This is a genomic window from Longispora albida DSM 44784 (assembly GCF_000379825.1).
GTDB lineage: Bacteria > Actinomycetota > Actinomycetes > Mycobacteriales > Micromonosporaceae > Longispora > Longispora albida.
Genome location: NZ_KB903835.1, coordinates 333,294 through 358,850 on the forward strand (window position 1 = coordinate 333,294; position 25,557 = coordinate 358,850).

A 25,557-nucleotide genomic window follows, 5' to 3' on the forward strand; every position below is an offset into this window, starting at 1 on the left:
TGTGTAAGGAGAAAATTACTGTCCGATTTACTCGACAACGTTGCGTAATCGACTCACTACGGAGCATGATGATCGCGCAGGGACAGACAGCTCGGGGGTGAGCAGTTCAGCTCGGGGGTCAGTAGGTACGGCCGAAGTACTTCAGATGGTTGAAGCAGCCCGGACAGGGGGTACCGGACTGCTTGGGGGGACCAGACGAGGGGGGACCAGAGCATATGAGTCTTGTTGTGGATTGGGCGAGTTCCGCCGCCTGTCGCGCCGGGGATCCCGACGCACTGTTCGTCCAGGGGGCCGAGCAGAACGTGGCGAAGCGGGTGTGCCGTACCTGCCCGGTGCGGTACGAGTGCCTGGCTGACGCGCTGGACAACCGGATCGAGTTCGGGGTCTGGGGCGGCATGACCGAACGCGAGCGCCGCGCGCTGTTGCGCAGGCACCCGCAGGTGACGAACTGGCGGAGGCTGTTCGAGAGCGCCCTCAAGGACCGGGAACTGGCGAAGATCTGCTGAGGCAGATGACTACGACGTCACTCGCCGGAGGCCGTCGAGATCGTGGACGTCCTCCGGCTGAGCTGGCACCTCGAACACCGGTACCCCGGGGCGGGCGGCGAGGAACTGCTCGGCGATCCGCCGCTCCCGCGCCACCCGGCGGCTCAGGTCGGCGTGGACCCGCAGTACCCCGGCCGTGACGCTGCCGGCCACGGTCTCGGCGCCGGCCAGCGCCCGCTCGACCGACAGGTCCGGCACGGCCAGCCGGTGCATCCGGTTGAGCACCAGCCCGGCGAGCGGCATCTTGTCCTCGGCGAGGCGGCCGGCGAAGTACGCGGCCTCCCGGATCGCGTCCGGCTCGGGCGCCGCCACGACCAGGAACGACGTCTCCCGCGCCTGGAGCACCCTGTAGGTCTGCTCGGCGCGCTCACGGAACCCGCCGAACATCGAGTCCAGCGCGGTCACGAAGCCGGACACGTCGGTGAGCAGCTGGCCGCCGAGAATCTTCGTGAACGCCTTCGTCACCACGCCGAACGAGGCCGTGACCAGCGTGAACACGCTTCTGCCCCCGGCGCGGGCCGGGGCGAGCAGCATGCGCAGCATCCGGCCGTCGAGGAAGCGGGCCAGCCGCTGCGGCGCGTCGAGGAAGTCCAGCGCCGAACGCGACGGAGGGGTGTCGACGACGATCAGGTCCCACTCGTCGGTCGCGCGGAGCTGGCCGAGCTTCTCCATCGCCATGTACTCCTGCGTACCGGCGAAGGTCGAGCTCATGGCCTGGTAGAACGGGTTGGCGAAGATCTCCTTCGCCCGTTTCGGGTCGGTGTGCGCGAGCACGACCTCGTCGAAGGTCCGCTTCATGTCGAGCATCATGGCGTAGAGCTCGCCGTCGGCGCCCTCCACCTTGCGCGGGGTGTTGTCCAGTTCGGACAGTCCCATCGACTGGGCCAGGCGGCGGGCCGGGTCGATGGTCAGCACGACGGCGCGCCTGCCGTGCTTCTCCGCCGCGCGCAGGGCCAGCGCCGCAGCCGTGGTGGTCTTGCCGACGCCGCCGGCCCCGCAGCAGACCACGATCCGGGTCTTCGGGTCGCCGAGCAGCGCGTCGATGTCGAGTGCCGAGGTCACAGCTTCTCCCGGAGGATGGCGGCCAGCTCGTACAGCCCGGACAGGTCCACGCCGTCGGGCAGCAGTGGCAGCTCGATCAGCGGCTGGTCGAGCTTCTGGAGGTCCTCGCGCAGCCCGGCCTCCATCGCCACGCGTACGAGATGGAGTTTGGCCTCTTCCAGCAGGCCAGTGATCGTGGCCTTGTCGGCAGGGAGGCCAGCGGCGGCCAGCCCTCGTTTCAGCTCGGCCTGGGTGAGCTTGACCCCGGCCAGTGCCTCGTCCCGGGTCGCGTTGACGATCACGGAACCGATCGGCATGTCCAGTGCCTCCAGCTCGGCGATCGCGTCCCTGGCCTCCTGGACGGGCATCTCCTCCAGCAGGGTCACGACGTGGATCGCGGCCAGCGGCGAGCGCAGCACTGCGGCCACACCCTCGCTCTGCGTCTTGATCGGCCCGACCTTGGCCAGCTTGGCCGCCTCGGCTGTCACGTTCAGGAACCGCCCGATCCGGCCGGTCGGCGGCGCGTCGACGACGACGGCGTCGTAGACCCGCTTGCCGCCCTCCGTGCGGGTCGTCGCTTCCTTGATCTTGCCGGTGAGCAGGATGTCCCGCAGGCCGGGCGCGATGGTCGTCGCGAAGTCGAACGCGCCGAACTTCTGCAGCGCGCGTCCTGCCCGCCCCAGCCGGTAGAACATGTCCAGATATTCCAGCAGGGCTTCCTCGACGTCGACAGCGAGCGCCCGCACCTCACCGCCGTCGGGGCCCGTGGCGATCTTTCTTTCCGTGTACGGCAGGGGAGCCGTGTCGAACAGCTGCGCGATCCCCTGGCGCCCCTCCACCTCCACCAGCAGCACCCGCTTCCCGGCGCCGGCCAGCGCGAGGGCGAGAGCCGCGGCGACGGTGGTCTTGCCGGTACCGCCCTTGCCCGTGACGATGTGCAGCCGGGGCTGGTTGCCGGTCATGCCGGTCATGAGGGCAGCCGCTTGAGGCCGCACACCCGCCAGCCGCCGTTGGACACTGTGGTGATCTCCAGCTTCTGTGAGCTGTACGTCTGCCCGTCGTTCCCGGCCAGGGTGAGGCTCGTCGTGAACACCACCTCGGTGCGCTCCTTGGACTTCTCGGCAGCCGTCCACTCGAACGCCGCAGCCGGGTGCTTCTTCAGCAGGCTGTTCGCCTCGTTGATCCCCCGGTCCACGATGGCCGGGTCCAGCTCCGGGCACAGCAGCCCGGCTGCCTTGTCCGTGTCCTGGTCGACGAACACGCCGCCAAGGAACCCGTCGACAGCTCCGCGCGCGCTCTCCGCCCCGTGACCCTCCAGCGTCGACACCAGCACGAACGCGCCGGCACCCCCGCCGGCACAGAGCAGGAGGAGCACGCCGGACGCGATGCCGGCGATCAGTCCGCTGCGAGAACGCATGTACCCCTCCGCGTGGTGACGCCCCGACCCAGCGTAGTGCTAGTTTTCGGACCATGCAGAAGTGGGAGTACGCGACTGTGCCGCTTTTGGTGCACGCGACCAAGCAGATCCTCGACAACTGGGGCCAGGACGGGTGGGAACTCGTGAGCGTGATCCCCGGCCCGAGCGGCCCGGAGCAGCTCGTCGCCTACCTCAAGCGGCCGGTGGAGAAATCATGAGCGACCCGTACGCCAAGATCGTCGAACTCGGCTACAAGCTGCCGAGCGTCGTCCCGCCCGTGGCCGCCTACGTGCCGGCCATCCGGTCCGGCAACCACGTCTACGTGTCGGGCCAGCTCCCGATGGTCGAGGGCGCGCTGGCCGAGACCGGCAAGGTCGGCTCGGACGTGAGCCCGGAGCGCGCCAAGGAGCTCGCCGCGATCTGCGCGCTGAACGCCCTGGCCGCCGTCGACTCGGTCATCAACCTGAACGAGGTCGTCCGGATCGTGAAGGTCGGCGGCTTCGTGGCCTCCGCCGAGGGCTTCACCGGCCAGCCTGCCGTGATCAACGGCGCGTCTGAGCTGTTCGGCGCGGTGTTCGGCGAGGCTGGCCGGCACGCGCGTGCCGCGGTCGGCGTCGCGGAGCTGCCGCTCGGCGCCCCGGTCGAGGTCGACGTGATCGTCGAGGTCCGCTAGTTTCCTCGCTTTTCCCGGCCCGGATCGCTGCGATCCGGGCCGTTTTGCGGGTGTTGGCCCGCGAACTTTGCCTGAATTTGTAGGATTCACAGATGGGGTCTGCCTGGTTCGCGTACGCAGCCGGGATCACCGGCACCCTCGCGAACCTCCTCCTCGCGGCCTTCTACCTCTTCCACCGCAACTGGCTCGGTGCGCTGAACGACCTCACCGGCTCGCTGTCCACCCTGCTCATGATCCCGGTCGCGCTCACGCTGGGCGGCCGGGTGGAGACCCCGATCGCGCTCGCGGCGCTGGCCGTCCTCACGGTCGGCGGGCCGCTGCTCGTCTTCGGCCTCATCTCGTTCGAGCGGCAGGTGCCGTTCATGCTCGGCGCGTTCCTGGTGCTGTCCGTCTGGCTGATCCTCGTCAACCGGCAGCCCCGGGCCGGCCTGCCGTCCTGGGTGGCCACCCTGGGTCTGTCCTGCGGCGTCGCGGCCCTCGCCAGCGCGGCCGTCGCCGGCCTCGCCCTCACCACCCGGGCTGGCTCCCGCCTGCGGACCGTACTGCTCGTGATCGGCGGGGTGCCGGGGATGCTGGTGTGGGCGGCCGTCCCGATCTGGTTCCTGCTGGTCGGCTGGTACTGGACCTGATCCTGACCTTTGCTTGTGTCCTTGATCTGACCTGAGGTGGCCCGCTGAGGGCGGCGAGGCGAAACCCCGCAACGCGCGCATCGTCGCCCTCAGCGGGTCGGCACCACCCCAAGTCGGCAGTATCCTCGTGGCATGAGTGGTGGGGGGCGTATGTCTGGGTCCGCTGGCGCGCTGCTGGATGCGCTGCCGGGCTGGGCCACGCTGTACCGTGCGCCCAACCCCGGCCCGATGACGTTGACCGGGACGAACACCTGGGTGCTCGGCGGGTCGGTCGTCGTGGACCCGGGGCCGCCGGACGACGAGCACCTCGCACAGCTCACGTCCGCCGAGCTGATCATCGTCACCCACGGTCACCACGACCACGTCGAGGGCGCGCCCCGCCTGGCCGAGCTGACCGGGGCCCCGGTGCTGGCCGCCGACCGGGAGCACGGCCAGCCGCTGCCCGAGCTGATCGAGGCCGCCGGGCTGAGCATCCGCGTGCTGCGTACCCCTGGGCACACCTCCGACTCGGTCAGCCTCGTGGTGAACGACGAGGCGGTGCTGACCGGCGACACCATCCTCGGCCAGGGCAGCACGATCGTGGCCCACCCCGACGGCAACCTCGCCGCGTACCTGGGCAGCCTCGACCGGCTCGCGGCCCTCGGCGACATCCCGGCCCTGCCCGGCCACGGCCCGGCGCTCGCGAGCGTCCGGCAGGCCGCCAGCCACTACCGCGAGCACCGGCTCGCCCGGCTGGAGCAGGTCAGGTCGGCTGTGCTGGAGGGTGCTGCCAGCGCCGCCGACGTCGTCAAGGTGGTGTACCGGGACACCGATCCGGCGCTCTGGTGGGCTGCCGAACTGACGGTCCAGGCCCAGCTCGACTACCTGAACAGCGAGCGCTCGTGACCTGCCCGGTGTGCGGGACGATCACCGTCCCCGGGGCGCGGTTCTGCCACAACTGCGGTACGCGGCTGCCGTCGGCGGAGATCCTGCCGGCCACGGAGCGGCGGACCGTGACCGTCCTCTTCGGAGACCTCTCGGACTTCACCGCCTGGTCGGAGGACCTGGACCCGGAGCGGGTCGGCGCGGTCACCGACCGGGTGCTCGCCGCGCTGGCCGGCGCGGTGAAGACCTTCGGCGGGCATGTCGACAAGCTGACCGGTGACGGCATCATGGCTGTCTTCGGCGCGCCGGTCGCGCACGAGGACGACACCGAGCGGGCCGTGCGGGCCGCGCTGGCCATGCAGCGGGCCGTCCGGCGGGTGCTCGACGACGAGCAGGGCGGCGGCGTGCCGATGGGCCTGCGGCTCGGGCTGAACACCGGCGAGGTGGTGGCCGGGGTGCAGGCTGGCGTCGAGTACACAGTGATCGGTGACACGGTGAACACGGCAGCGCGACTGGCCGACGCCGCGGCGATCGGCACGGCCTATGCCGGCGAGCGGACCGCGACGGACAGCAGGCGCATCGCGGCGTGGCGGCAGCTGCGCCCGCTCAAGCTCAAGGGCAAGCGTGAACCGGTCGAGGCGTACGAGCTGCTCGGCCAGCTCGACACCCCGATGGAGCGCGACCGGCTCGGTTTCGGCGACGAGGCGCCGTTCCTCGGCCGGGAGACCGACCTGGGCCGCGTGACGAACCGTCTCGCCGAGGTCATCGACCGGGCCGAGCCCCGGTTCCTGGTGGTCACGGCCGAGGCCGGGCTGGGCAAGAGCCGGTTCGCGGCCGAGGCGGCCCGTAAGGCGGAGAAGCGCGGCGCCCGGACGCTGTCTGTGCGCTGCGTGGCCTACGGCGAACGGCGCAGGCTCGCCCCGCTCGCTGACCTGGTCCGCGTGGCGCTCGGCCTCAGCCCCGACGACGGCGCCGCGCACACCGCCGTCACCCGCGGCGTGATCGAGGAACGCCTGCGCAGGCTCTCGGACCGCCTGAGCCGGATCGGCCAGCCGAAGGTCCAGACGGACCTGCTGCTCGCGCTGCTCGGCTTCGGCGAGCTGCCCCACCCGCACGCCGAGCGGCTCGCGACGCAGACCGCCGAGGAGGAAGCCGTACCGGCGGCCGTCGCGGCCCTGCTGTCCGGCCTGGCCGCCGAGACGCCGCTGATGGTCGAGGTGGACGACGCGCAAGACGCGACGCCGCAGAGCCTTGACGCGCTGGGCGCGATGCTGTCCCGGCTGACCGGCCCGGTCCTCGTGCTGCTGCTCGGCAGGCCGGAGCTGGTCCGCACGGCCGGTGTGCTCAACCGGATCTCCGACGCAGAGGTGCACGCGCTGTCCCCGCTGCGCGGCTCTGACGCCTCCCGGCTGCTCTCCGCGTACCTGGGTGGCGGGCGGATCGGCCAGGCCGACGAGGACAAGCTGCTGATGACGGCCCAGGGCAACGCCTTCTACCTCGCGGAGCTGATCACGCTGCTCAAGGAGCGTGGCCTGCTCACCGACGGCGGCGGTGGCGGGCAGTGGAGCCTGAAGCCGGGCTCGCTGGCCGGCGGCCTGCTGAGCCGCGACCTCGCAGCCGTCCTCGCCGCGCGTATCGACGCGCTGCCGCCGGAGGCGCGGTCGGTGCTGCGGGACGCGGCGGTGGTCGGCGACTCCGTGCCGCTCGGCGCCCTGGAGATGCTCCAGGGCGGGCAGATCGACCAGTACGGCGAGGAGCTGCTGACGCGGCGGATGCTGCGCAGGCAGCGCTTCGGGTACCACTTCGCGACGCCGCTGATGCGCCAGGCCGCGTACTCGGGCGTCGGGCTCGCCGACCGGGCGGAGAAGCACGGCAAGCTGGCCCGCTGGGCGCTGAGCATGACGCCGGGCACCGACGCCGACCTGTTCGTGGCCGAGCACGCCGAGCAGGCCGTCCACTACGGCGAGGCGATGGCCCTGCGCGAGGACGACGACCAGATCAGCGTGATCGGGCTGGGCGTGGCCGCGCTGGGCCGCCTCGCCAGGCGCGCCGTGTCCGGTGGCGACCCGACGCAGGCCGCCAAGTACGCGGAGCGGGCAGCCCAGCTCGCCGGCGGAGAACTGTCCACTTCGGACCAGGTGACCTACGCCCGGGCACTGTTGCAGCTCGCCCGGCCGCACGACGCGCTCGCGCACGTCACCCCGGTACTGGCCGACCCCGACCCGCTGGTCAGGGTGCAGGCGCAGCTGCTGGCGGGGCGGGCGCACCGCGTACTCGGCGATCCCGACCAGGCCACGGCACTGTGGACGGCTGCGCTGGCCGGAGCGGAGGAAGCCGCGATCCCGACCCAGCGCGCCGAGGCGCTGCTCCGGCTGGGCATGGCCGACTACCTGGCCGGCCGGCTCACCGAGGCCGCCGGCCGGTTCGAGGCGGCGCACCGGGTCTCCGTGGACGCTGGCGACCGGCGTAACCAGGCGTGGGCGTTGCAGCACCTGGGCTGGGTCACGACGACGCGCGGCGACTTCGAGGCAGCTGACACCGTGCTGAACAAGGCCGCCCGGCTCTTCGCCGAGCTGGACGATCCGATCGGGCGGGCGTGGATTCGCGGTACGACGGCCTTCGCGCGGCTGCTGGAAGGCAAGCTGGCCGAGGCGCGGCGGCTCGCCACGGCGTTCCTGCCGTTCGGTGAGCGGGTCGGCGAGCACTGGGCCGTCGGCACGCTGCGCAGCGTCGAGGCCTTCGCGGCCGCCGAGCTGGGCGAGCTGGCGGAGGCCGACCGGGAGGCCCGCCGGGCGTACCGGGACTTCGCCACGACGGACGACGACTGGGGCCGGGCGCTCGCGCTGATCGTGCGGGGCGTGGTGGCCAGGGGGTTCGCCGAGCAGGCGCACGCCATCGACCTGCTGAACGACGCCGAGGGCTACGCCACCCGGGCCGGGCACCCGCTGCTGATCGGCATGGCCAGGACCATCCGGGGCTACGTCCGGCTGGAGCAGGGCGACGCGGGCAGCGCCGAGAAGGAAGCGATCGGGACGCTGGAGATCGTGTCCAGCTACGAGGCGCAGGACGCGGCCCGGGTCGGGCCGCTCGTGCTGCTCGCCGAAGCGCGGCGGGCCCAGGGCGACAGCGCACGCGCGCTGGAGCTGCTCGAAGAGGTGACGGCCTGCCCGGCCTGCCCGTCGCTGCTGCTGCCGAGGACACAGGCCGTCGCCTACTACTCGCAGGCCCTCCTGGAGTCCGGCCAGGCCGAGGAGGCGGTGTACCAGGCCAGGCTGGCCGTCGAGGCCCCGGCGGAGGAGCTGCGGACCCGGATCGTCGCGCACCGGGCACTGGCCAGCGCCCTGGCCGCGACCGGTGACCTGGCCGGAGCCCGCGAGGCTGCGGCAGCCGCCGTCGGCCTCGCGTACTCCACGCAGCAGCTCGCCGAGCGGGCAGCCTGCGACGAGCTGATGGCCCGGCTCGCCGGGTAGCGGAGACTACTTGCTGTTCGGGGCGAGGCACATGACGTCGCCCTTGTCGCCGGAGGTCTTGCGCCAGCCGAACGTCTCGGTCGCCGGGAAGGCCTGGCACACCTTGCCCTCGGTGGCGCCGGGCTTCTCGATGTCCTTGACGATGCCGGCCACCTTCCACTGGGCCTTGGCGTCGTCGCAGGCCACGACGGTGAGCGCGGTGCCCTTGCCTTCGGCGATGCAGTCACCGACGGTGGCGTCGTCGCCGCCACTGCTGCGCAGGTACATCTTGACGGCCACGGCCACGACGATGAACACGACGATGCCCGCGATGCTGCGCAGCTTCTTCGACATGCCCTTCCTGGCGGGAGCAGGAGCGGGCGTGGCTGCTGGAACCGGTGCGGCCGGCGGCGGGAACTCCGGCTGAGTGGCGGAGGCGGGGGCCGGCTGCTGGGCAGGGTTCGGCGCGGCGTGGGGATCGGACACGGAGGACTCCCGGCTGTGAGGGGTGAGCCGGATGACTCTAGCCCCTCACGGAGCCGGCCGCCTGCGGGGACTGGCGGCCGGCTCGGCGAGGGACACGCCGGGTACCGGACAGGTGCCGGAGGGCTACTTCTTGGCCAGGGTGAGGCAGTAGACGTCGCCCGTGCCGCTGGAGTCCGAGGTCCTGCTCCACTCCGTGCTCTCGATATCGGGGAAGGCCTCGCAGATGTCGGCCTGGTAGGCGGCGACGCGTGGCTTGTCCTTGACGATGCCGGCCACCCTCCACACCGCCGTGGCGTCGGCGCACGCCACGAGGGGGATCTGCCGGTAGCTCCGGTCCCCGGGCAGGCAGTCGCCGACGACGGGCGCCCTGCCGTCATCGCCCTGGAACATCCTGACCGCCACGACGGCGAGGACGACCACGATGCCGATCGCGAGAGCGCGCGTCTTCCACGTCTGGCTCTGCGGCTCGGGAGTCTTCGCTGGTGTGCTCGGTGCGGCCGGCGGCACGGTGGGCTCGGGCTGTCTGGTGAGGACCGCTACGGCCCCCGCGGCCGTAGCGATCGTCGTCGGGGAGGGCGGTGGTACCGGCTGCTGGGCTGCCCCAGGGGCGGACGGGCTGGGATCGGACATCGGGTGAGTCTCCTGGCTGAGTGGTTGAAGCCGGATGACTCTAGCCGGTGAGCCGGATGTTTGCTTGCCTCAGCCGATTGTCCAGTATGTCGCTCGTCCGGACGGGGGAGCGCCAGCCAGGAGGTGTGGTGGCCCGGCGGCTAGTAACAGGAAAAGGGGTTGGGCATGGCACAGGGGCCCGCCGGATCGGCAGGCCCCTGTGGTGAAACTGTGCGGTGATCAGACCCGGGCGCGGCGGGCCAGGCGCTCGGGGTCGAGGATGATCACGCTCTTGCCGTCGAGCCGGAGCCAGCCACGGGACGCGAAGTCCGCGAGGGCCTTGTTGACCGTCTCGCGGGAGGCGCCGACCAGCTGGGCCAGCTCCTCCTGCGTCAGGTCGTGGGTGACCCGCAGGACGCCGCCGTCGCGGGTGCCGAACCGGCTGGCCATCTGCAGCAGGTTCTTGGCGACCCGGCCGGGCACGTCCGTGAAGATCAGGTCGGCGAGCGCGTCGTTGGTCCGGCGCAGGCGGCGGGCCAGGACCCGCAGCAGCTGCTCGGCGATCTCCGGCCGGTTGTGCAGCCACGGCCGCAGGGCCTGCTTGCGCAGCCGGGCCATCCGGGTGTCCGTGACGGCCGTCGCGGTGGCCGTGCGCGGGCCGGGGTCGAACAGCGACAGCTCACCCATCATGTCGCTCGGGCCCATGATGGCGATCAGGTTCTGCCTGCCGTCCACCGCGCGCCGGCCGAGCTTCACCTTGCCGGACAGCACGATGTACAGGCTGTCCCCGGGCTCACCTTCGCTGAAGACGACGTCACCCTTGCGGACGTCGATGTAGTCCAGCTCTTTCGCGAGTGCCTCGGCGGCTTCCGGATCAACCCCCTGGAAGATCCCGCTGCGACCCAGTACCTCATCCATCGTCTGCAACCTCCACCCGCGCGTCTGCCCGCGCGAGTCGAGTCTAGGCGCATGGCTGCCGGAAACGAGCCAGCACCCACGATCAAGGTCGTTCGTGCCGTGCCGGACGATGGCGGACATGCAAGCACAGCTCGCCACGGGCCAAGAAATGCCCATTTTGTACTGGAATTTCCGGCGCCCTCTGCTCGGCATCTCCTCCGGCACCCTCGGCGGCGGCCTCGGCGAGCGGCACTGGGCCCTCAACGCGAGCGTCCCGATGTCCTACGACCGCGACGACCCCGGCACCCACCTCGCCGAACTGGGCGCGGCACTGGGGCTGGCCGGCCCCGGTACCGGGCTGATGACCGGCGTCGACGTCCGCGACGCGGTGACAGCCGAGGACGGCGGCGTCAGCGTGTCGGCGACGGTCGGCCTGGGAAGCCCGGCCTGGGCCGCAGCCCCGGACGGTCACCTCAGGCGGCTACGGCCGCGTACGGGCGAGGACGTGCAGCCGGGTGTTCCGGTGCTGGGGAACAACGTGGGGGACCCGGGCGGGGCGTACCGGCCCGGCACGGTCAACCTGGTCGGCTTCCTGCCCGTCCGGCTCGGCGATGCCGCACTCGTGAACGCCGTCGCGACCGTCGCCGAGGCCAAGGCACAGGCGATGTGGGAGCTGGGCATCGAGGCGACCGGTACGGCGAGCGACGCTGTGGCGCTGTTCTGCCCGCTCGACGGCCCGGCCGAGCCGTACGGCGGCCCGAGGTCGGCCTGGGGAGCCCGGCTGGCCCGCGCCGTGCACGCCGCGATCATGGCAGCCGGAAAGGACTGGCTGGCGAATCCGCGCGCCTGGCAACCGTGATCGTGGGACCCCTCAAGTCGCTATAGCGACTTGAGGGGTCCCACGATCTCTACCGCGTGACCGTCTCCACCGTCCCGTGTAGCCGGGCGTGCTCGGCGGCGAAGACGGCCAGGTGGGAGTTCAGGGACTCCTCGCCACCGCTGCGGATGACGGACGGGTCGCCCGTGCGGATCGCCTCCGTGAACGCGGCCATGATGCCGTCGTCCCCGCCGCCGTGGCCGCCGCCCGCGTGCGCGTCGCCGATCGCCCGCGAGTCGTACTCCTGCCACTCGCCGGTGAGGAAGTCGAAGACGCGGACGACGTGGCCGTCGCCTTCGAGCTCGCCCCGGGTACCGAAGATGCGGGTCTTGCGGTGCGCAGCCTCCGTGAAGGCCGTCATCGTGAACGTGCCCGAGATGCCGCCCTCGAACTCCAGCGTGACGACCTGGTGGTCGACCACGTCGTTGTCGCACGCGTAGACGCAGCGCCCGTACGGTCCCTCCGCCAGCGCCTCGTCGATCGTGGCCGGGGTCGGTGACGGCGTGAGGATGGTCAGCGGCCAGCCGCGCTTACCGGCCTCGTAGAAGCCGTGGTAGATCTTCCGCGCGTCGTAGGCGCAGTCGGTCAGCGCGCAGTCCGTGCACCGGTCTGCGGCCCCGGCCGGCTGGTGCTCACGCCGGAAGTGGGCGAGCCCGCCGAAGCTGGAGACACGGGTGATGGGCCGGCCGGCCACGTACTGCAGCCAGTCGATGTCGTGGCAGGACTTGGCCAGCAGCATGAACGCCGACTCGGCGGTGTTGCGCCAGTTGCCGCGCACGAACGAGTGGGCCTGGTGCCAGAAGCCGACCGGTTCGAGGTGCTGGATGCTGACGATGTCGCCGATCCGCCGCACGGCCTCCTTCACCAGCGTCGTGTACGGCGTGTACCTCAGCACGTGGCACACGGCCAGCATCACGCCAGCCTTCTCCGTGGCGTCGACGATCCGGCGGCACTCGTCGGCGGTCGGTGCGATCGGCTTCTCCAGCAGGATGTGGTACCCGGCGGCGGCGAAGGCCAGCGCGGGCTCCAGGTGGTCGGCGTCCTGGGTACAGATGGCCACGGCATCGGCGATCTTCTTGCCGGACGCGAGCCCGGACTCCAGCATCTCCCGCCAGCCGGAGTACCCGGCAGCCCCGTGGGCGGCGACGATCGGCTCCCGGTACGCGGCGCGCGGCTCGGCCACCGCGACCACCCTGGCCTGGTCCGGATGCCGGAGCACCCAGTCGGCGTAGGAACCTCCACGGCTGCCAGCTCCGGCGATGGCGATCGTTATCTGCGACACCCGGCGAGTATTGCTGAACTTTTGCGGAAAGGCCAGGGGCTAGGCTGCTGCCATTCTCGGTGATCGATGGAAGGGGCAGATCATGGCAAAGCGCCCGGCACGCCAGAAATGGCTGCTGGCCGGCCTGGTCCTCGTCATGGTGGCCGGCGTCGGCGCGGTCACCTGGGGCCTGCTGCGCACCTCCGGCAGCGAGGCGAGCCCCGTCCCGGTCGCCGCCGACCAGAAGGGCGAGAGCCCAGCCCCCGGCCGGTCACCCGAGAAGGCCAGCGCTGACCAGGGGCAGGCCATCACGATCACCGGCACCGGCGACGTGATCATGGGTACCCTGCCGGGCTCGCTGCCAGCCAACGGCGGCAAGGACTTCTTCAAGCGCGTCGAGCTGACCGGCGACCTGATCATGGGGAACCTGGAGACGCCGTTCGCGGAGGACACCGGGTACAAGAAGTGCGGGCCGGGCGGTGGCTGCGGCCAGTTCTGGTTACCCCCGAGCTACGCCGGGCACCTCAAGGCGGCCGGCTTCCAGCTCATGAACGTCGCCAACAACCACACCCTCGACCAGGGCCCCTCCGGCCTGGCCAGCACCCGCAAGGCCCTCGACGCGCAGGGGATCAAGGCGACCGGCGGGATCGGCGAGATCACCGTCATGGAAGCCAAGGGCGTCAAGGTCGCCGTGCTGGGCTTCGCGCCCTACCCGCAGCACAACTCGCTGCTCGACATCCCGAAGGCAGCCCAGCTCGTCGCCAAGGCCAAGCAGCAGGCCCAGCTCGTCGTGGTCCAGATGCAGATCGGGGCAGAGGGGCCGCAGTACACGCACGTCAAGCCGGGAACCGAGATGTTCCTCGGCGAGAACCGCGGCGACCCGGTCGCCTTCGCCCGCGCGATGGTCGACGCCGGAGCCGACCTGATCATCGGGCACGGCCCGCACGTGCTGCGCGGGATGGAGTTCTACAAGGGCAGGCTCATCGCGTACTCGATGGGCAACTTCGCCGGCTACAAGGTCCTCGCGTCCTCCGGCCCGAACGGCGTCGGCGGGATCGTCTCCGCGACCCTGCGCCCCGACGGCAGCTGGGTCAGCGGGAAGCTCGTCCCGACCGTGATGGTCGACGGCGGATACCCGGCGGCCGACCCGAAGAAGCAGGCGATCAAGATGGTCCGCGACCTCTCGCAGGCCGACCTCAAGGCGAGCGCGCCGAAGATCGCTGAGGACGGGTCACTGAGCCCCCAGTAGTAGGCTTCCTTACCGTGGCATCTCGCGGACAACAGCAGCCTGAGTCGCCGCTCGCCCTCAAGCGGCGGGCGCGGAGGATCTCCCGGGAGCTGGCCGAGCTGCACCCGGACGCGCACTGCGAACTCGACTACACCAATCCGCTGGAGCTGACCGTCGCGGTGGTGCTGTCCGCGCAGTGCACGGATGTCCGGGTCAACCTGACCACTCCGGCCCTGTTCGCCAGGTACAGGACGGCCGCTGACTACGCGGCGGCCGACCGGTCGGAGCTGGAGGAACTGATCCGGCCGACCGGCTTCTTCCGGAACAAGGCCAACTCGCTGATCGGGCTCGGCCAGACGCTGACCGACCGGTTCGGCGGAGAGCTGCCCGGCACGATGGAAGAGCTGATCACCCTGCCGGGCGTCGGCCGCAAGACCGCCAACGTGGTGCTGGGCAATGCTTTCGGCGTACCGGGGCTCACGATCGACACCCACTTCCAGCGGCTGGCGAGCCGGTGGAAGTGGACTACGGCGACCGACCCAGTGAAGATCGAGTTCGAGGTCGGGAAGCTGATCGAGCGGCGGGAGTGGACGATGCTGTCCCACCGGATCATCTTCCACGGCCGCCGGGTCTGCCAGGCCCGCAAGCCGGCCTGCGGAGCGTGCTCCCTCGCGAGCATGTGCCCCTCGTACGGCACGGGCCCCACCGACCCGGCCATCGCCGTCAAGCTCCTCAAAGGCGACCGGGCCGCCGAACTCGCGGCGCGGGCCGGAGTCGAGCTGCCCGGAGCCGAGCTGTGAGGCCCGGCTTACAGCGGGCACTCGCTGTCCTCGCCGCGCTCGCCCTCGCCGGCTGCACCGGCACCTCAACGGACAAGGGAAAGCCCGCCGCGAACGAGGAAACCTGGTTCAAGACGTGTGACCCGAAGAGCGGATCGGGCACCGAGTTGCCCTGCTTCACCGGCGGGGCACAGTCGACCATCCAGGGCCCGGCCGTCGTGAACCTGTGGGCGTCCTGGTGCGCCCCGTGCCGTCAGGAACTCCCCGCGTTCCAGCGCCTCGCCGACCAGGGCAAGGTGAAGGTCATCGGAGTGGTCACACTGGACGATCGTTCCCGGGCGCTCAGCACGGCCAAGGACCTCGGCGTGACCTTCCCGGCGCTGTACGACCCGGAGGGCAAGGTCCATAAGAGCACCGGCAAGTCCTTCCTGCCGATCACGCTGTTCGTCGACAGGGACGGTAAGACCGTGCACACCTACACCGGCGCGGCGCTCGACGACGCGACGCTGGCCAAGCTGGTCGAGGAGAAGCTGTGACAGCGAGCGCGGGTACGCCGGTGGAGGGGCTGCCGGAGTGGCTGAGCCCCCTGGTCGAACGCGTGCAGAGCGCGAAGGCCTCGGACTTCGTCCGCTACGCCCGCCCCGAGCAGGGCGGCAGGCGCAGCGCCGTGCTGATCCTGCTCGCCGAGGGCCCGGAAGTCCTGCTCCTCGAACGAGCCGCGACCCTGCGCAGGCACGCGGGCCAGCCGGCCTTCCCGGGTGGCGTCGCGGACGAGGGCGAACACGACCCGGTCGTCACGGCGCTGCGCGAGGCCGAGGAGGAGGTCGGCCTGCACCGGGACAGCGTGCGGGTCACCTCCCAGCTCCCGCCGATCTGGATTCCCGTCACGGACTACGTGGTCACCCCGGTGCTCGCCTGGTGGCACAGCCCCCACCCGGTCGGCCCGGTGGACCCGGCGGAGGTCGCCAGGGTCGCCCGGGTACCGATCGCGGAACTCGCCGACCCGGCCAACCGCTTCCGGGTCAGGCACGCGAGCGGCTGGATGGGACCGGCGTTCGGCGTGGAGGGGATGGTGGTCTGGGGGTTCACGGCCACCGTGCTGTCCACGTTGCTCGACTTCGCCGGCTGGGCCCTGCCCTGGGACAAGGGCCAGATCCGGGATCTCTAACGGGGTTACCTCACCGTCGCGAGCCACTCGTCGAACGTCGTCGGCGCGATCTGCGCGCCCTCTCCGGGCAGCAGTACGTTGCCGGCCATCTCGACGCCGAAGATCCCGCCGTCCCAGGTGGGGACGAGCCGGACCGTCCGGCCCTGGGCCTGAAGCGTGCGGCGGGCCATGTCGACCATGTCCTGCCGCTCCGGCCCGGCCAGGTCGGCACGCCGGCCGGCGGGCTCACCGGTCACGACCCGGGCGAGGACCGCCGCCACATCGGCGGGTGCGACCGGCTGGAGCAGCAGCGGCGGCACCGTCGCGACCCCGTCCTGCTCGGTCCAGCCGGCGACCATGCCAGCGAAGTCGTGGAACTGGGTGGCCGGGAGAATCGTCCACGGCACCGCCCCGGCCTCGACCAGCCGCTCCTGCTCGCGCTTGCCGGCGTAGTGCGCGTTGCCCTCGATCCGGTCCATACCGGCGATCGACAGTAGGACGTGGTGCCGGACACCGGCCCGCTCGCCGGCGTCAAGGAGGTTGCCGGTCGCCGCGCCGAAATACGCGATCGTGCCGTCCCGGTCGGCGGGCGGGGCGTTGGTGACGTCGATGACCGCGTCGGCGCTGGCGAGTGCCTTGTCGAGCCCCGCGCCCGTCACGAGGTCGACGCCCGCCGACCGGCTGATCCGGACGACGTCATGGCCATCGTCTTCCAGGACGGCGGCGGTGAGCTTGCCGATGTTCCCCGTTGCCCCGGCGACTGCGATCCGCATGGCGTTCCCCCCAGATTGATCATCGATGCGACCAACCCTATCTCGGACTAAAAAGGTCCGCAATATCTGCGATAGAGTGTGAGCTGTGAAACTGCCCGTGAGTACCGAGTGGATGCTGCACTGCGCCACCACGCTCGCCCAGCTGGAGCCGGGCGCCACCGCCTCGGCAGCCCAGCTCGCCGAGTACTACGACCTGCCGCCCGCCTATCTCGCCAAGCAGCTCCAGGCCCTCGTCCGGGCAGGCCTGCTCATGGCGACGACCGGCCCGCGCGGCGGCTTCCGGCTGGCCAGGTCCCCGGCGGACATCACGCTGCTCGCGATCGTCGAGGCCGTCGACGGCACCTCGGCCCCGTACGAGTGCCGGGAGATCCGCCAGCGGGGCACGGGCGCGCTGCCCGCCGCCGACTGCCAGCAGACCTGCGTACTCGCCGTCAGGATGGCCGAGGCGCACGAGGCCTGGCGGGCCAGCCTCGCGGCCGTCACACTGGCCGGCGTCCTCGGTGACATCCCGGCCACGGCCCCAGCCCGTACCAGGTCACTGCTGGGGAGAGCGGGAGAGTAGGAAACCCGACAGGGTGTGGCGCCCGTGCGGGAGGAACAGCCTGGTCAGGCATGATCGCCACGGCTGCCGGGCTGCCGGGTCGTTGCGCCGCCGAGATAGCCTGGCAAGATGCCCGGCCTAGTGGACATCATCCTGGTCTTGCTCGCCCTGTTGTTCGCGATCAACGGGTACAGGCAAGGCTTCGTCATCGGCGTGTTGTCCTTCGTCGGGTTCTTCGGCGGCGCGATCCTCGGCCTCCAGGTCGCCCCGGCCCTCGCCGAGTACTTCGAGAGCCCGAGCCTGCGCGTCCTGACCTCGCTGGCCGTCATCTTCGTCATCGCCCTGCTCGGCCAGGCGCTGTTCGCCTGGATCGGCACGAAGCTCCGCTCCGGCATCCGCAGCGCCGGAGCCCAGGCTCTCGACGACATCGGCGGCGCGATGGTGTCCATTGTGGCCGTGCTGCTCGTCGCGTGGATGGTGACCGCGCCGCTGGCCTCGTCGTCCGTTCCGTGGCTGTCGCGCGCGATCCGGCACAGCGCGATCGTCGGCACGGTCGACGACGCGATGCCGTCGCCGGTCCGCGGTGTGTACGACAAGCTGCGCGCGACCGTGAACACCAACGGCTTCCCTGACGTGTTCGGTGACCTCGCGCCGACCCAGGTCCGCGACGTCCGCGCGCCGGACAGCGGGCTGGCGAAGTCCGAGGTGGTCCAGCGGGTGCAGCGCTCGGTCGTCAAGGTGCTGGGCGACGCCCCGAGCTGCTCCCGCCGCATCGAGGGCTCCGGCTTCGTCTACGCGCCGGAGCACGTGATGACGAACGCGCACGTCGTCGCGGGTACGAAGAAGATTTCCGTGGAGTCGCTGGGCAAGCGGCAGACCGGGACAGTCGTCGCGTACGACCCGGCCAAGGACCTCGCGGTGATCCACGTCCCGGGCCTGACGGCCCCGGCCCTGCCCTGGGCGGCGCAGCCGGGCCAGAACGACCAGGACGCGATCGTCCTCGGCTACCCCCTCGACGGGCCGTACACCGCCAAGGCGGCCAGGGTCCGCGACGTCCGCCAGATCAAGGGCCCGGACATCTACGGTGCCGGCCCGGTGGTCCGCGAGGTGTACACGATCCGGTCCGAGGTCCGCAGCGGCAACTCGGGCGGCCCGCTGATCTCCCCGAACGGCACCGTGTTCGGCGTGATCTTCGCGGCGGCCGCCGACGACGAGACCACCGGCTTCGCCGTCACAGCAGCCGAAGCCAACGACGTCGCCAACGCCGGCAAGGCCAAGACCACCCCGACCTCCACGGGCAGCTGCGCCTAGCCGTAGTCACCGAAAAGTAGTCGCCCGGCATGGTCCCGGCTGGCAGGATCGCCGCCGATGACCACGGATGCCTCTGACAAATGGCCGTTCACCTGGTCGGATCACGATCCGGCGCGATATCCGTTCGATCGAGGAAGTGTTCTGGAGGCGGTGCGCTCGGTCGCGCTGCCGGTCCCAGCAGCCTCCCCGCACCCCTCGGGAAGCTGCTGGCAGGCCGATCCGCAGGAGAGCCGGGAATGGTCCAGAGCCGTCAGCCGTGGCCTCGCGGAACGGTACGGCCGCTGGGCGGCGGGCTGGTCCTGGGGAATCGGCTCCGGTGACTACGGCGGCGAATCGTCGATGCTCTGGGGCACCGACATGTACTCGATCACCACGCCCGGCGAGACCATCGCCCGGGTCGCCAACTGCCTGATCAGGTGGCGGAACTGGCTGGAGGACGTGGCCTGGCACTTCGACCAGCTGCTGCCGATGCCGGGCCCCGAGGCGGCCCCTGCCGTGGCCTTCGCGGCCTGGGAGGCCGCCGGTGTCCGGCTCGCCCACGCGGCCGGGTCGAGCACGGACATCGACAACTGGGGCGGCTGGGTCTGGCGTGTCTACTTCTGGTTCGCCGAAGCCGCCGAGGCCGCGGGCTGTGCCGGCGAAGGCCCGCACGATGTCACGCAACCGGCTGCGTTCGTGAAGCACTTCTGGTTCGGTTCGGCGACGCTGGACATCGCCGAGGCCGCTCAGTGGTATGCCCGGAGGATGACCGGGCACCAGGACGCCCGCGACTGGCCCGACATCTGGCCGCACGACTGGCCGTCACGCCGGCAGAGGTAGCCGGCTGAGGTAGCCGGGTTGCGCGGGGTCGGTATACATCGGCAATGTTCTCTGTGGACACCGCGAACCTGCGCCAGGCCGCCGGGCAGCTCACGGCGGTCAGCGAGAAGATCAAGATCGATGTTGTACGGGCGGCGCCGCCCCCGGGCCCCGGCGGCTGGGCCAGTTCCACCGCGGCTTCGGCGCTCGCCGAGGCGTGGGCGGCCCGGGTCACGGAGCTGGCCGGCCAGGCGGCGGAGGCGGCAGGCAAGCTGCAGACGACCGCAGGCGCGTACGACGACGCGGACCGCCGCTCGACCGGCGTCTTCCGCCGATGGTGACGTTCGCGCAACTACGTGAGGTGGACCCGGCTGCCTTCTCGGGTACGGCGTGGCGGGCGCTGGCTGGCCGGCTCGCGTCCCGGGCCGAGGATCTGGCTGAGGTGCCCCGTCCGCTGCACGCGTGGCAGGGCAAGGCGGCGACGGCAGCCAGGGGGCATCTCGGCGGGCTGCCCAGGGCCGCCGAGTCGGCGTCCGGCCCGCTGCGCAAGGCTGCCGAGCTCCTCGACGCGCACCGCGAGCAGGTACTGAAGGCTCAGGCCCTGCTGCGCGACACGGTCGCCGAGGTGCGCGCGAAGGCTGGCACGGTGAGCGCGGATGGCGTGATCAGTGGCTTGCCGGAGGGTGAGGCCGACGGGTTCGCCGCCGAGTTCGACCGGGCGCTGCGGATGGCTCGCGAGTCGGATACCCGGACGGCGGCTGGGCTGGCGGCGCTGATGCCGGTCGCGGCTCCGGTGACGCAGAAGCGGCAGGCGATCCCGGGGCCGGGTACGGATCCCGTGCAGGTGCGCGCCTGGTGGGCCGGACTGTCCGAAGAGGAGCGAGGGCGGCTGATCCGCGAGGAGCCGGGCCGGATCGGCTGGCTCGACGGCGTACCGGCCGCAGCCCGCGACCAGGCCAACCGGCTCACGCTCACCGAGCCGTGGGCCGCGAAGTTCCGGGCCCGCCCCGACCTGCTCGTTCTCGGGTTCGACCCGGCCGGCGACGGGAAGGTGATCGTGGCGACCAGCGACCCGGACCAGGCGGCGAACGTGCTGACCTACGTGCCGGGTACCGGATCAGAACTGTCCAAGATGAACGGAGATCTCGCGCGAGCCGAAGTGATGGCCCGTGACGCCAACGCCCTCGACAACAGCAAGCGGACAGCGGCGGTCCTGTGGCTGGGGTATGACGCGCCGGACAAGCTCACCGACGCCGTCCACGGTTCGTACGCCTCGGGGGCTTCCGGTGACCTGGCCCGGTTCCAGCAGGGGCTGCGCGCGACGCACGAGGGCGCGCCCTCGCACAACACTGTCCTCGGGCACAGCTACGGCTCGACCACGGTCGGCTTCGCGGCCAGGGATCGTGGCCTGCCAGCCGACGAGCTGGTCTTCGTCGGCAGCCCGGGCGTCGGCGTGGACCGGGCGAGTGACCTGCGCATCGACCCGGAGCACGTGTGGTCGACGACGGCGAAGAACGACCCGATCCAGTACGCGATCAGCCCCAAGCTCGACATCGGCGACCCCTCGCCGGACCTGGTCTTCGGCCAGAACCCGAGCATGCCGGACTTCGGCGGCCAGACCTTCGCCAGCGACCCGGGCAATCCGCTGGTCAGGACCCGGCCGGTGGACCTGTTCGGCGTGCACGTCGACATCCCGGTCGGCGTCGACGGCTCGGCCCATTCCCAGTACTGGGACGAGAACACGCAGTCGCGCAAGCACATCGCCAAGATCGTGACGGGGTACGCACATGGATGAGAGCCGCTCGCACAACGAGAAGCTGGCCGTGGACCGGATCCAGCTCCACGTGGACGCCGTCGTCGCGTTCCTCGGCCCGGGCACGCGCGCCGACCAGGTGCTCGCGGCCCGGCTCCCGTGCGAGGGCATGGTCCGCAGCACCGGTGCCGTCAAACTGGAGCACTCGTACGACCTGCGCGCGGAACAGGCCGCCGAGTATGTCCTCGACATCCTGCACTCCTACTGGGCCGGCCTCGGGTACCTGATCGTCCGCGACGACCGCGACGACATCGCCCCCGACCTCGTGTTCCAGGCCCCGGACGGTTTCGTGCTCACGGCCGGGGCCGGCATCCACGGCAACCTTCACCTGTCGGCGGCATCACCGTGCTTCCCGGTACCGGAAGGCTGAGCGGCGCCGCCGGACGGCCAGCCACACGCCGGCGGCAAGTGTCACCACCACAACCCCGGCACCAAGCGCCCAGGGCCAAACCTGTTCCTGGCGTACCGGGACAGCCGGGCCAGATGAGGCGGCCGCCGGCGAAGTCGTGCCCGCCGGCGGTACCCAATTGAGCGCACCCAGCAGGTCCAGCACCCCGTGCCCGTACTGGTCGTCCACACCGGACGGACCCTTGTCTGTCGCGGTGGCCGTCAGGCGCTTCACGATCTCCGGGCCGGTGAGGTCCGGGTACCTGGCCCGGAGCACGGCGACCGCTCCGGCTGCGATGCCCGTGGCCAGGCTGGTGCCGGAGGTCTTCCGGTACCCGCCGCGTGCGCTGGCCACGTTCAGCTCCGCGCCCGGTACGGCGAGGACGACGCCCTGGCCGGTCACCGAGACCGGGTGGATCAGGCCGTCGGGGCCGGTGGCGGTGACAGCGAGGACGCCCGGGTACCTGGCTGGCCACTCGACCCCGCCGAGCCCCGGCTCCGTCGTGTTCCCGGTGCCGGCCACGACCACGACGCCGGCGGCCTGGGCGCGCTGGATGGCTCGTTCGAGAGCCGTGGACGCGACCCCGCCCATCGCGAGCGTGATGACCTTCGCCCCGCCCTGGATGGCCTGGTCGATCGCCGCCGGTACCTGCTCGCTGGCCATGCCACGGTCCAGAGTGGACGTGCTCCGGCCGATCGCGAGCACCTTCGCTTCCGGCGCGATGCCGAGCACGCCGTCCCCGGAACCCGGCCCGTGGCCGTGCCCGGCGACCAGCGAGGCCACGCCCGTGCCGTGGTCGCCGCCGTCCGGCCCGGCCCCGGGCAGCACGTTGCCCGCCAGGTCGGGATGGCTGGCGTGCACGCCAGAGTCGATGACAGCGACCGTGACCCCGGCGCCACGACTGATCTTGTGCACGTCGGCCAGCCGCAGCGCGCCTGTGTACCACTGTCCATCCCGGACGGTATCGGCCTGCGCTGGTACTGGCAGAGCCAGCAGAAGTACCCCAGCGGCCAGCCCGGCGAGGGCTCGCCTCACGAACGCCCGCCCTCGGTACCCGGAGCAGGCTCACCCGGGCCGGTGATCACAGCCGGGGCGGAGACGGGCCTGCCCCAGAACTCGTCCTCGTACACCTCGCTGTACCGGACGCCCGGTTCTTCCGCCTCCCCGCCGATCACGCCCGACCGGCCGGGCCGGGGACTCGGCCCCGTGGCCGGCTGCCGCGCGGGTGGCGGCGGGGTGACCTTCGGGGTCTCGCCGAGCACGGCGGGCACGACCCCGGCTGGCCGGCTGACCGCAGGCCGGGCACCCTGAATCGCGCCGGACCCGGACCCAGGCCCAGCGGTACCGCCCAACATCGCGGGAACCGTACGCCGGGCAGGCAGGTTGTCGAGCAGCCCGGTCTTACGCGGCCCCGCTGCCCGCTCCGTTCCCTGGCTGGTCAGCGGCACCGGACCAGTGATCGGCAACGCAGGCCCGGCCTGCGGTCCCGGCCCGGGGGCAGGCGCCACAGGAGCTGGCGCTGGTGGAGCGGGCGCGGGCGGCGGCTGAATCGGGGCTCCACTCTGGACAACAGGCCCGGTACTGGCCACAGGCCCGGCCCCAACAGGCGTACCAACAGGCCCAACAGGCGGGCTGTAAGCAGCAGCGACCGGAGCAGGCGCCGGCACCGCCGGAGGTACCGGGCTCGGGTTCACCACCGGGCTCAGCGGCTGCCAGCCACCCCCGCCGCCACCCCCGTCGAACGGCAGCGCGGCGTTGTCGGGGTCGCGGGGCCGGAGCCGGGGCGGCACGTACTCGTCCGGCACCTGCATCCGCACGTACGTGTCGAGGCTGGCCCGGTTGAACGCGTCCATGATCTGCCGGGCCCGCTCGTCGTCGGCCGGTACCCGGTTCTCGTGGAACGGGTTGAGCTTCGCCGTCAGGTCCTCGTTGTCGGCCGCGTGCCCGGCGCGGTCGGCGGCGACCCGCCCGAGCTGCTTCTGTGTACCGGAGATCTCGTCGGCGATCGCGAGCAGCGCCCCGCCGTTCACGGTCGCGTCGGCGGCGACGGCATCGAGCGCGCGAATGAGTTCGTACAGTTTGGACAGATATGCGGCCGCGGCGACGTTGTGCTCCGGCGGCCACCGCTCGGCGAGCTGGGCCGCGTGCCGCCGCAGGCTGTCGCGGTGCAGGTCGAGCAGCTCGCTGTACCAGCGCCAGGCCATGCCCTGGGCGATGTTCGGCGCGGCGTGCTCCCTGGCCATGATCGCGGCGAGCTGCGGGGCCGTCTTCCCCTCGAACGGGCCCACGTCAGGCTCGGCCGGGGGCAGGTCGCGGCGGCAGTACGAGATCGAGATCTGCTTTGATCTGGTCCTGGAGCCCGGCGGCGAACACGTCAGCGGCCTCGTACCTGGCGGCGATCAGCTCGGCGGCCTCGGCGAGGGCCAGCGTTCCGCTGTGGAAATTGGCTGCTGCCTGGGCCGCGCGCTGGATGCACTGCTGGTCGTGCTCGCGGAGCAGGCTCAGGTTCGGGATCTCCTGCGTGTTGCCCATGCGCGGCCCGCGCTCGAACTCCGGCCGCACGTGCGCGTCCCAGGCCCGCCGGAAGTTCTCCTCCAGCTCACGGCGCAGCGCGGTCGCGAAGTCGGTCAGCGAGGTGATCTCGACCTGGATGGTCTGGTACGCGGCGGAGCCGCCGTCGGGAGCACCAGGAGAACTGGAATTCACCGCGAACCCCCTCCCAGACCGCAGACGTTGCCCTTCGAGACTAGTGGATGCGTCAAGCATCGCCCCACCCTCAGTACAGGGGAATCACACCCAGCGTGGCAGGACGATCGCCTGCGCGTGCCGGAAGCCCAGCATGCCCAGCCGGCCGCCGAGGAAGTCCGACTCCGGCACCCGGAGGACCTCGCCCGACGGGTTGTAGAAGATCAGATCCGGCCGGTCGTGCCCGATGAGCAGCACGTAGTGCCGGGGGTACGCGTCGCCGATCAACACGGGCACGACCTCGCCCGCGTACAGCGCGCGGAGGCAGGCCAGCAGCGCGGAACTCACCGACAGCGGATCCGTGTCATCGACGATCTTCCACCGGCACGCGTAGCCGAGGGCCTTGCTGAGCCCCCACGGCGTGGTCCCGAGCGCCTGCGGCCACAGCGAGTTCGTCGCGCGGTGGATGCGGCGCTGCTCCAGGGCCAGCCGGGTCGCGAAGCCCACCTCGCCGGTCAGCCGCAGCGCGTACACCGGATCGTTGATCGTCCTGGTCAGCAGGACCACCATCGAGCCGCAGGTCGTGCCGTCACACTGCTGCACCGGAACGTCCTCGAACCGCACAGGCCCCGTGACCAGCGGATTCACCAGGCGCAGATGCCTGTCCAGCCAGGACTCCGGTTTGCCCCGGACGAGATCCGCGAAGGCTTCGACGGCGGCGATCGGATGGTCGCAGGCCAGGGCCTTTATCAGGTACGAGCGTTCCACCGGCCCAGAAGCGGCTGCGAGCATCTCCCCCGTCCGCAACGCTCCGGCCGCCCGCCACTGGCGCACGTTGACCCGGCCGGCGTAGAGGCGGGCGTCCTCCGGCGGGCAGCCTGCCTCGGTGAGCGCCTGCACCCGCGCCCGGCCCTGGTACTCGGCGAGCCGCCCCAGCAGCTCGTCCTGCGCCAGCCGCACAGCCCTGTACCTGGCCAGCGGCCCCCGGGCCCCCGCAGCCAGCTCCAGTGCCGCCGCGAAAGCGCTGATCGCCGTGCCCAGCCCGGACAGCTCCGGTGTGCCCTCGTAGATCCCGGCCAGCGCGCGCAGCCCGTCCGGGTCGCCGCGCGGGCTGCGCAGCGCCCTGGTCAGCGGCGGCGGGACGAACGCCCTGGCGAGCGTGCTGACCTGGATCACGGCAGCTCCCCGGGGCGCAGGTCGCCGGGGCTGTCCTGCCTCAGGGCCAGCTCGCGCAGCCAGGCCTCGGAAGCCCGCTCGTGGGCCGCAGCCAGCTCCGGATCGCCGAACACGTCGCCGAACCGATCCGTGACCGCCCTGACCGCCACCCTCAGCTCATCGAGCATCCT

At 71.5% G+C, this 25,557-nt stretch carries 30 protein-coding genes; 17 read left to right on the forward strand and 13 right to left on the reverse strand.

Going from position 1 to position 25,557, the window contains the following annotated elements:
* Positions 1–215: 215 nt before the first annotated feature.
* On the forward strand, positions 216–506 hold the full coding sequence (locus A3G1_RS0124880) for a WhiB family transcriptional regulator (protein WP_026212485.1): 291 nt from the start codon (positions 216–218) through the stop codon (positions 504–506).
* A gap of 9 nt (positions 507–515) precedes the next feature.
* Here the strand turns inward: A3G1_RS0124880 and bagB are convergent, their stop codons facing one another.
* From bagB to A3G1_RS0124895, 3 genes are read right to left on the reverse strand one after another with little or no spacing between them, the layout of a single operon-like run.
* Positions 516–1,607, reverse strand: a complete 1,092-nt coding sequence (gene bagB, locus A3G1_RS0124885) for an ArsA family ATPase (protein WP_018352214.1) — start codon at positions 1,605–1,607, stop codon at positions 516–518.
* Positions 1,604–2,557 carry an ATPase BagA gene (bagA, locus tag A3G1_RS0124890; protein ID WP_018352215.1) on the reverse strand — a complete coding sequence of 318 codons (954 nt, stop codon included), beginning with the start codon at positions 2,555–2,557 and terminating at the stop codon, positions 1,604–1,606. Before bagA ends, bagB begins: the two co-directional genes overlap by 4 nt.
* The gene (locus A3G1_RS0124895) at positions 2,554–3,003 is read right to left on the reverse strand and encodes a hypothetical protein (protein WP_018352216.1); all 450 of its coding nucleotides are present in this window, start codon (positions 3,001–3,003) and stop codon (positions 2,554–2,556) included. Before A3G1_RS0124895 ends, bagA begins: the two co-directional genes overlap by 4 nt.
* 53 nt (positions 3,004–3,056) lie before the next feature.
* Between A3G1_RS0124895 and sp36 the strand changes: the two genes are divergently transcribed.
* From sp36 to A3G1_RS0124920, 5 genes are all read left to right on the forward strand, one after another.
* Positions 3,057–3,221 carry a Sp36 family protein gene (gene sp36, locus A3G1_RS40165; protein ID WP_018352217.1) on the forward strand — a complete coding sequence of 55 codons (165 nt, stop codon included), beginning with the start codon at positions 3,057–3,059 and terminating at the stop codon, positions 3,219–3,221.
* The gene (locus A3G1_RS0124905) at positions 3,218–3,676 is read left to right on the forward strand and encodes a RidA family protein (RefSeq protein ID WP_018352218.1); all 459 of its coding nucleotides are present in this window, start codon (positions 3,218–3,220) and stop codon (positions 3,674–3,676) included. Before sp36 ends, A3G1_RS0124905 begins: the two co-directional genes overlap by 4 nt.
* A gap of 92 nt (positions 3,677–3,768) precedes the next feature.
* Complete coding sequence (locus A3G1_RS0124910; protein WP_018352219.1) at positions 3,769–4,305, forward strand: hypothetical protein; 537 nt, start codon at positions 3,769–3,771, stop codon at positions 4,303–4,305.
* A 150-nt stretch (positions 4,306–4,455) separates the two neighbouring features.
* Entirely contained in the window at positions 4,456–5,190 is a 735-nt protein-coding gene (locus A3G1_RS0124915; RefSeq protein WP_018352220.1) for an MBL fold metallo-hydrolase, read from the forward strand.
* A complete protein-coding gene (locus A3G1_RS0124920) occupies positions 5,187–8,639 on the forward strand; it encodes an AAA family ATPase (RefSeq protein WP_018352221.1) in 3,453 nt (1,150 codons plus the stop codon). The genes A3G1_RS0124915 and A3G1_RS0124920 overlap by 4 nt, the downstream gene beginning before the upstream one ends.
* A 6-nt stretch (positions 8,640–8,645) precedes the next feature.
* Here the strand turns inward: A3G1_RS0124920 and A3G1_RS0124925 are convergent, their stop codons facing one another.
* From A3G1_RS0124925 to A3G1_RS0124935, 3 genes are all read right to left on the reverse strand, one after another.
* A complete protein-coding gene (locus tag A3G1_RS0124925; protein WP_157641377.1) occupies positions 8,646–9,104 on the reverse strand; it encodes an LppU/SCO3897 family protein in 459 nt (152 codons plus the stop codon).
* 123 nt (positions 9,105–9,227) lie between these two features.
* Positions 9,228–9,734, reverse strand: a complete 507-nt coding sequence (locus tag A3G1_RS0124930; RefSeq protein ID WP_018352223.1) for an LppU/SCO3897 family protein — start codon at positions 9,732–9,734, stop codon at positions 9,228–9,230.
* 219 nt (positions 9,735–9,953) lie between these two features.
* Positions 9,954–10,631 carry a Crp/Fnr family transcriptional regulator gene (locus tag A3G1_RS0124935; RefSeq protein ID WP_018352224.1) on the reverse strand — a complete coding sequence of 226 codons (678 nt, stop codon included), beginning with the start codon at positions 10,629–10,631 and terminating at the stop codon, positions 9,954–9,956.
* Between the two features lie 118 nt (positions 10,632–10,749).
* Between A3G1_RS0124935 and A3G1_RS0124940 the strand changes: the two genes are divergently transcribed.
* Positions 10,750–11,469: an adenosylcobinamide amidohydrolase gene (locus tag A3G1_RS0124940; RefSeq protein ID WP_026212486.1), complete on the forward strand. Its 720-nt coding sequence runs from the start codon at positions 10,750–10,752 to the stop codon at positions 11,467–11,469.
* Between the two features lie 49 nt (positions 11,470–11,518).
* Here the strand turns inward: A3G1_RS0124940 and A3G1_RS0124945 are convergent, their stop codons facing one another.
* Positions 11,519–12,769, reverse strand: a complete 1,251-nt coding sequence (locus A3G1_RS0124945; protein ID WP_018352226.1) for a Gfo/Idh/MocA family protein — start codon at positions 12,767–12,769, stop codon at positions 11,519–11,521.
* Positions 12,770–12,851: 82 nt separating this feature from the next.
* Between A3G1_RS0124945 and A3G1_RS0124950 the strand changes: the two genes are divergently transcribed.
* Genes A3G1_RS0124950 through A3G1_RS36745 form a run of 4 tightly spaced genes read left to right on the forward strand, consistent with a single transcriptional unit; the run spans position 12,852 to position 15,923 of the window.
* Entirely contained in the window at positions 12,852–13,997 is a 1,146-nt protein-coding gene (locus tag A3G1_RS0124950) for a CapA family protein (RefSeq protein WP_018352227.1), read from the forward strand.
* A 14-nt stretch (positions 13,998–14,011) separates the two neighbouring features.
* Positions 14,012–14,776 carry an endonuclease III gene (gene nth, locus A3G1_RS0124955; RefSeq protein WP_018352228.1) on the forward strand — a complete coding sequence of 255 codons (765 nt, stop codon included), beginning with the start codon at positions 14,012–14,014 and terminating at the stop codon, positions 14,774–14,776.
* Entirely contained in the window at positions 14,773–15,291 is a 519-nt protein-coding gene (locus A3G1_RS0124960) for a TlpA disulfide reductase family protein (protein ID WP_018352229.1), read from the forward strand. Before nth ends, A3G1_RS0124960 begins: the two co-directional genes overlap by 4 nt.
* On the forward strand, positions 15,288–15,923 hold the full coding sequence (locus tag A3G1_RS36745) for an NUDIX hydrolase (RefSeq protein ID WP_018352230.1): 636 nt from the start codon (positions 15,288–15,290) through the stop codon (positions 15,921–15,923). Before A3G1_RS0124960 ends, A3G1_RS36745 begins: the two co-directional genes overlap by 4 nt.
* A 5-nt stretch (positions 15,924–15,928) precedes the next feature.
* Here the strand turns inward: A3G1_RS36745 and A3G1_RS0124970 are convergent, their stop codons facing one another.
* Positions 15,929–16,675: an SDR family oxidoreductase gene (locus tag A3G1_RS0124970; RefSeq protein ID WP_018352231.1), complete on the reverse strand. Its 747-nt coding sequence runs from the start codon at positions 16,673–16,675 to the stop codon at positions 15,929–15,931.
* Between the two features lie 85 nt (positions 16,676–16,760).
* Here A3G1_RS0124970 and A3G1_RS0124975 point away from each other — a divergent pair, with 85 nt between their 5' ends.
* From A3G1_RS0124975 to A3G1_RS0125000, 6 genes are all read left to right on the forward strand, one after another.
* Positions 16,761–17,237 carry an RrF2 family transcriptional regulator gene (locus A3G1_RS0124975; protein WP_026212487.1) on the forward strand — a complete coding sequence of 159 codons (477 nt, stop codon included), beginning with the start codon at positions 16,761–16,763 and terminating at the stop codon, positions 17,235–17,237.
* A gap of 108 nt (positions 17,238–17,345) precedes the next feature.
* Positions 17,346–18,527 carry a MarP family serine protease gene (locus A3G1_RS0124980; protein ID WP_040479513.1) on the forward strand — a complete coding sequence of 394 codons (1,182 nt, stop codon included), beginning with the start codon at positions 17,346–17,348 and terminating at the stop codon, positions 18,525–18,527.
* 150 nt (positions 18,528–18,677) lie between these two features.
* Positions 18,678–19,346, forward strand: coding sequence for a hypothetical protein (locus tag A3G1_RS0124985; RefSeq protein ID WP_018352234.1), 669 nt, complete (start codon positions 18,678–18,680; stop codon positions 19,344–19,346).
* Positions 19,347–19,390: 44 nt separating this feature from the next.
* The gene (locus A3G1_RS0124990; RefSeq protein WP_018352235.1) at positions 19,391–19,666 is read left to right on the forward strand and encodes a type VII secretion target; all 276 of its coding nucleotides are present in this window, start codon (positions 19,391–19,393) and stop codon (positions 19,664–19,666) included.
* Positions 19,660–21,120, forward strand: a complete 1,461-nt coding sequence (locus tag A3G1_RS36750) for an alpha/beta hydrolase (protein ID WP_157641378.1) — start codon at positions 19,660–19,662, stop codon at positions 21,118–21,120. The genes A3G1_RS0124990 and A3G1_RS36750 overlap by 7 nt, the downstream gene beginning before the upstream one ends.
* Positions 21,113–21,508: a hypothetical protein gene (locus A3G1_RS0125000; protein ID WP_018352237.1), complete on the forward strand. Its 396-nt coding sequence runs from the start codon at positions 21,113–21,115 to the stop codon at positions 21,506–21,508. Before A3G1_RS36750 ends, A3G1_RS0125000 begins: the two co-directional genes overlap by 8 nt.
* Here A3G1_RS0125000 and A3G1_RS0125005 read toward each other — a convergent pair.
* From A3G1_RS0125005 to A3G1_RS40835, 5 genes are all read right to left on the reverse strand, one after another.
* Entirely contained in the window at positions 21,479–22,561 is a 1,083-nt protein-coding gene (locus A3G1_RS0125005) for a S8 family serine peptidase (RefSeq protein WP_018352238.1), read from the reverse strand. The two genes, A3G1_RS0125000 and A3G1_RS0125005, sit on opposite strands and share 30 nt — an antisense overlap.
* Positions 22,558–23,814: a hypothetical protein gene (locus A3G1_RS0125010; protein WP_026212488.1), complete on the reverse strand. Its 1,257-nt coding sequence runs from the start codon at positions 23,812–23,814 to the stop codon at positions 22,558–22,560. The genes A3G1_RS0125005 and A3G1_RS0125010 overlap by 4 nt, the downstream gene beginning before the upstream one ends.
* A gap of 1 nt (position 23,815) precedes the next feature.
* Positions 23,816–24,232 (reverse strand): hypothetical protein, encoded by a 417-nt coding sequence (locus tag A3G1_RS0125015; protein ID WP_018352239.1) that lies wholly within the window; start codon positions 24,230–24,232, stop codon positions 23,816–23,818.
* An 84-nt stretch (positions 24,233–24,316) separates the two neighbouring features.
* Positions 24,317–25,387 (reverse strand): hypothetical protein, encoded by a 1,071-nt coding sequence (locus tag A3G1_RS0125020; protein WP_018352240.1) that lies wholly within the window; start codon positions 25,385–25,387, stop codon positions 24,317–24,319.
* Positions 25,384–25,554 carry a hypothetical protein gene (locus A3G1_RS40835; protein WP_018352241.1) on the reverse strand — a complete coding sequence of 57 codons (171 nt, stop codon included), beginning with the start codon at positions 25,552–25,554 and terminating at the stop codon, positions 25,384–25,386. Before A3G1_RS40835 ends, A3G1_RS0125020 begins: the two co-directional genes overlap by 4 nt.
* Positions 25,555–25,557: the final 3 nt, after the last annotated feature.

Bases quoted from the DNA above. Each gene is read 5' to 3' on its own strand.
- A3G1_RS0124880 (WP_026212485.1), top strand. From the start codon at position 216: ATGAGTCTTGTTGTGGATTGGGCGAGTTCCGCCGCCTGTCGCGCCGGG.
- bagA (WP_018352215.1), bottom strand. From the start codon at position 2,557: ATGACCGGCATGACCGGCAACCAGCCCCGGCTGCACATCGTCACGGGC.
- A3G1_RS0124895 (WP_018352216.1), bottom strand. From the start codon at position 3,003: ATGCGTTCTCGCAGCGGACTGATCGCCGGCATCGCGTCCGGCGTGCTC.
- sp36 (WP_018352217.1), top strand. From the start codon at position 3,057: ATGCAGAAGTGGGAGTACGCGACTGTGCCGCTTTTGGTGCACGCGACC.
- A3G1_RS0124905 (WP_018352218.1), top strand. From the start codon at position 3,218: ATGAGCGACCCGTACGCCAAGATCGTCGAACTCGGCTACAAGCTGCCG.
- A3G1_RS0124910 (WP_018352219.1), top strand. From the start codon at position 3,769: ATGGGGTCTGCCTGGTTCGCGTACGCAGCCGGGATCACCGGCACCCTC.
- A3G1_RS0124915 (WP_018352220.1), top strand. From the start codon at position 4,456: ATGTCTGGGTCCGCTGGCGCGCTGCTGGATGCGCTGCCGGGCTGGGCC.
- A3G1_RS0124930 (WP_018352223.1), bottom strand. From the start codon at position 9,734: ATGTCCGATCCCAGCCCGTCCGCCCCTGGGGCAGCCCAGCAGCCGGTA.
- A3G1_RS0124935 (WP_018352224.1), bottom strand. From the start codon at position 10,631: ATGGATGAGGTACTGGGTCGCAGCGGGATCTTCCAGGGGGTTGATCCG.
- A3G1_RS0124940 (WP_026212486.1), top strand. From the start codon at position 10,750: ATGCAAGCACAGCTCGCCACGGGCCAAGAAATGCCCATTTTGTACTGG.
- A3G1_RS0124950 (WP_018352227.1), top strand. From the start codon at position 12,852: ATGGCAAAGCGCCCGGCACGCCAGAAATGGCTGCTGGCCGGCCTGGTC.
- A3G1_RS0124970 (WP_018352231.1), bottom strand. From the start codon at position 16,675: ATGCGGATCGCAGTCGCCGGGGCAACGGGGAACATCGGCAAGCTCACC.
- A3G1_RS0124980 (WP_040479513.1), top strand. From the start codon at position 17,346: ATGCCCGGCCTAGTGGACATCATCCTGGTCTTGCTCGCCCTGTTGTTC.
- A3G1_RS0124990 (WP_018352235.1), top strand. From the start codon at position 19,391: ATGTTCTCTGTGGACACCGCGAACCTGCGCCAGGCCGCCGGGCAGCTC.
- A3G1_RS36750 (WP_157641378.1), top strand. From the start codon at position 19,660: ATGGTGACGTTCGCGCAACTACGTGAGGTGGACCCGGCTGCCTTCTCG.
- A3G1_RS0125000 (WP_018352237.1), top strand. From the start codon at position 21,113: ATGGATGAGAGCCGCTCGCACAACGAGAAGCTGGCCGTGGACCGGATC.
- A3G1_RS40835 (WP_018352241.1), bottom strand. From the start codon at position 25,554: ATGCTCGATGAGCTGAGGGTGGCGGTCAGGGCGGTCACGGATCGGTTC.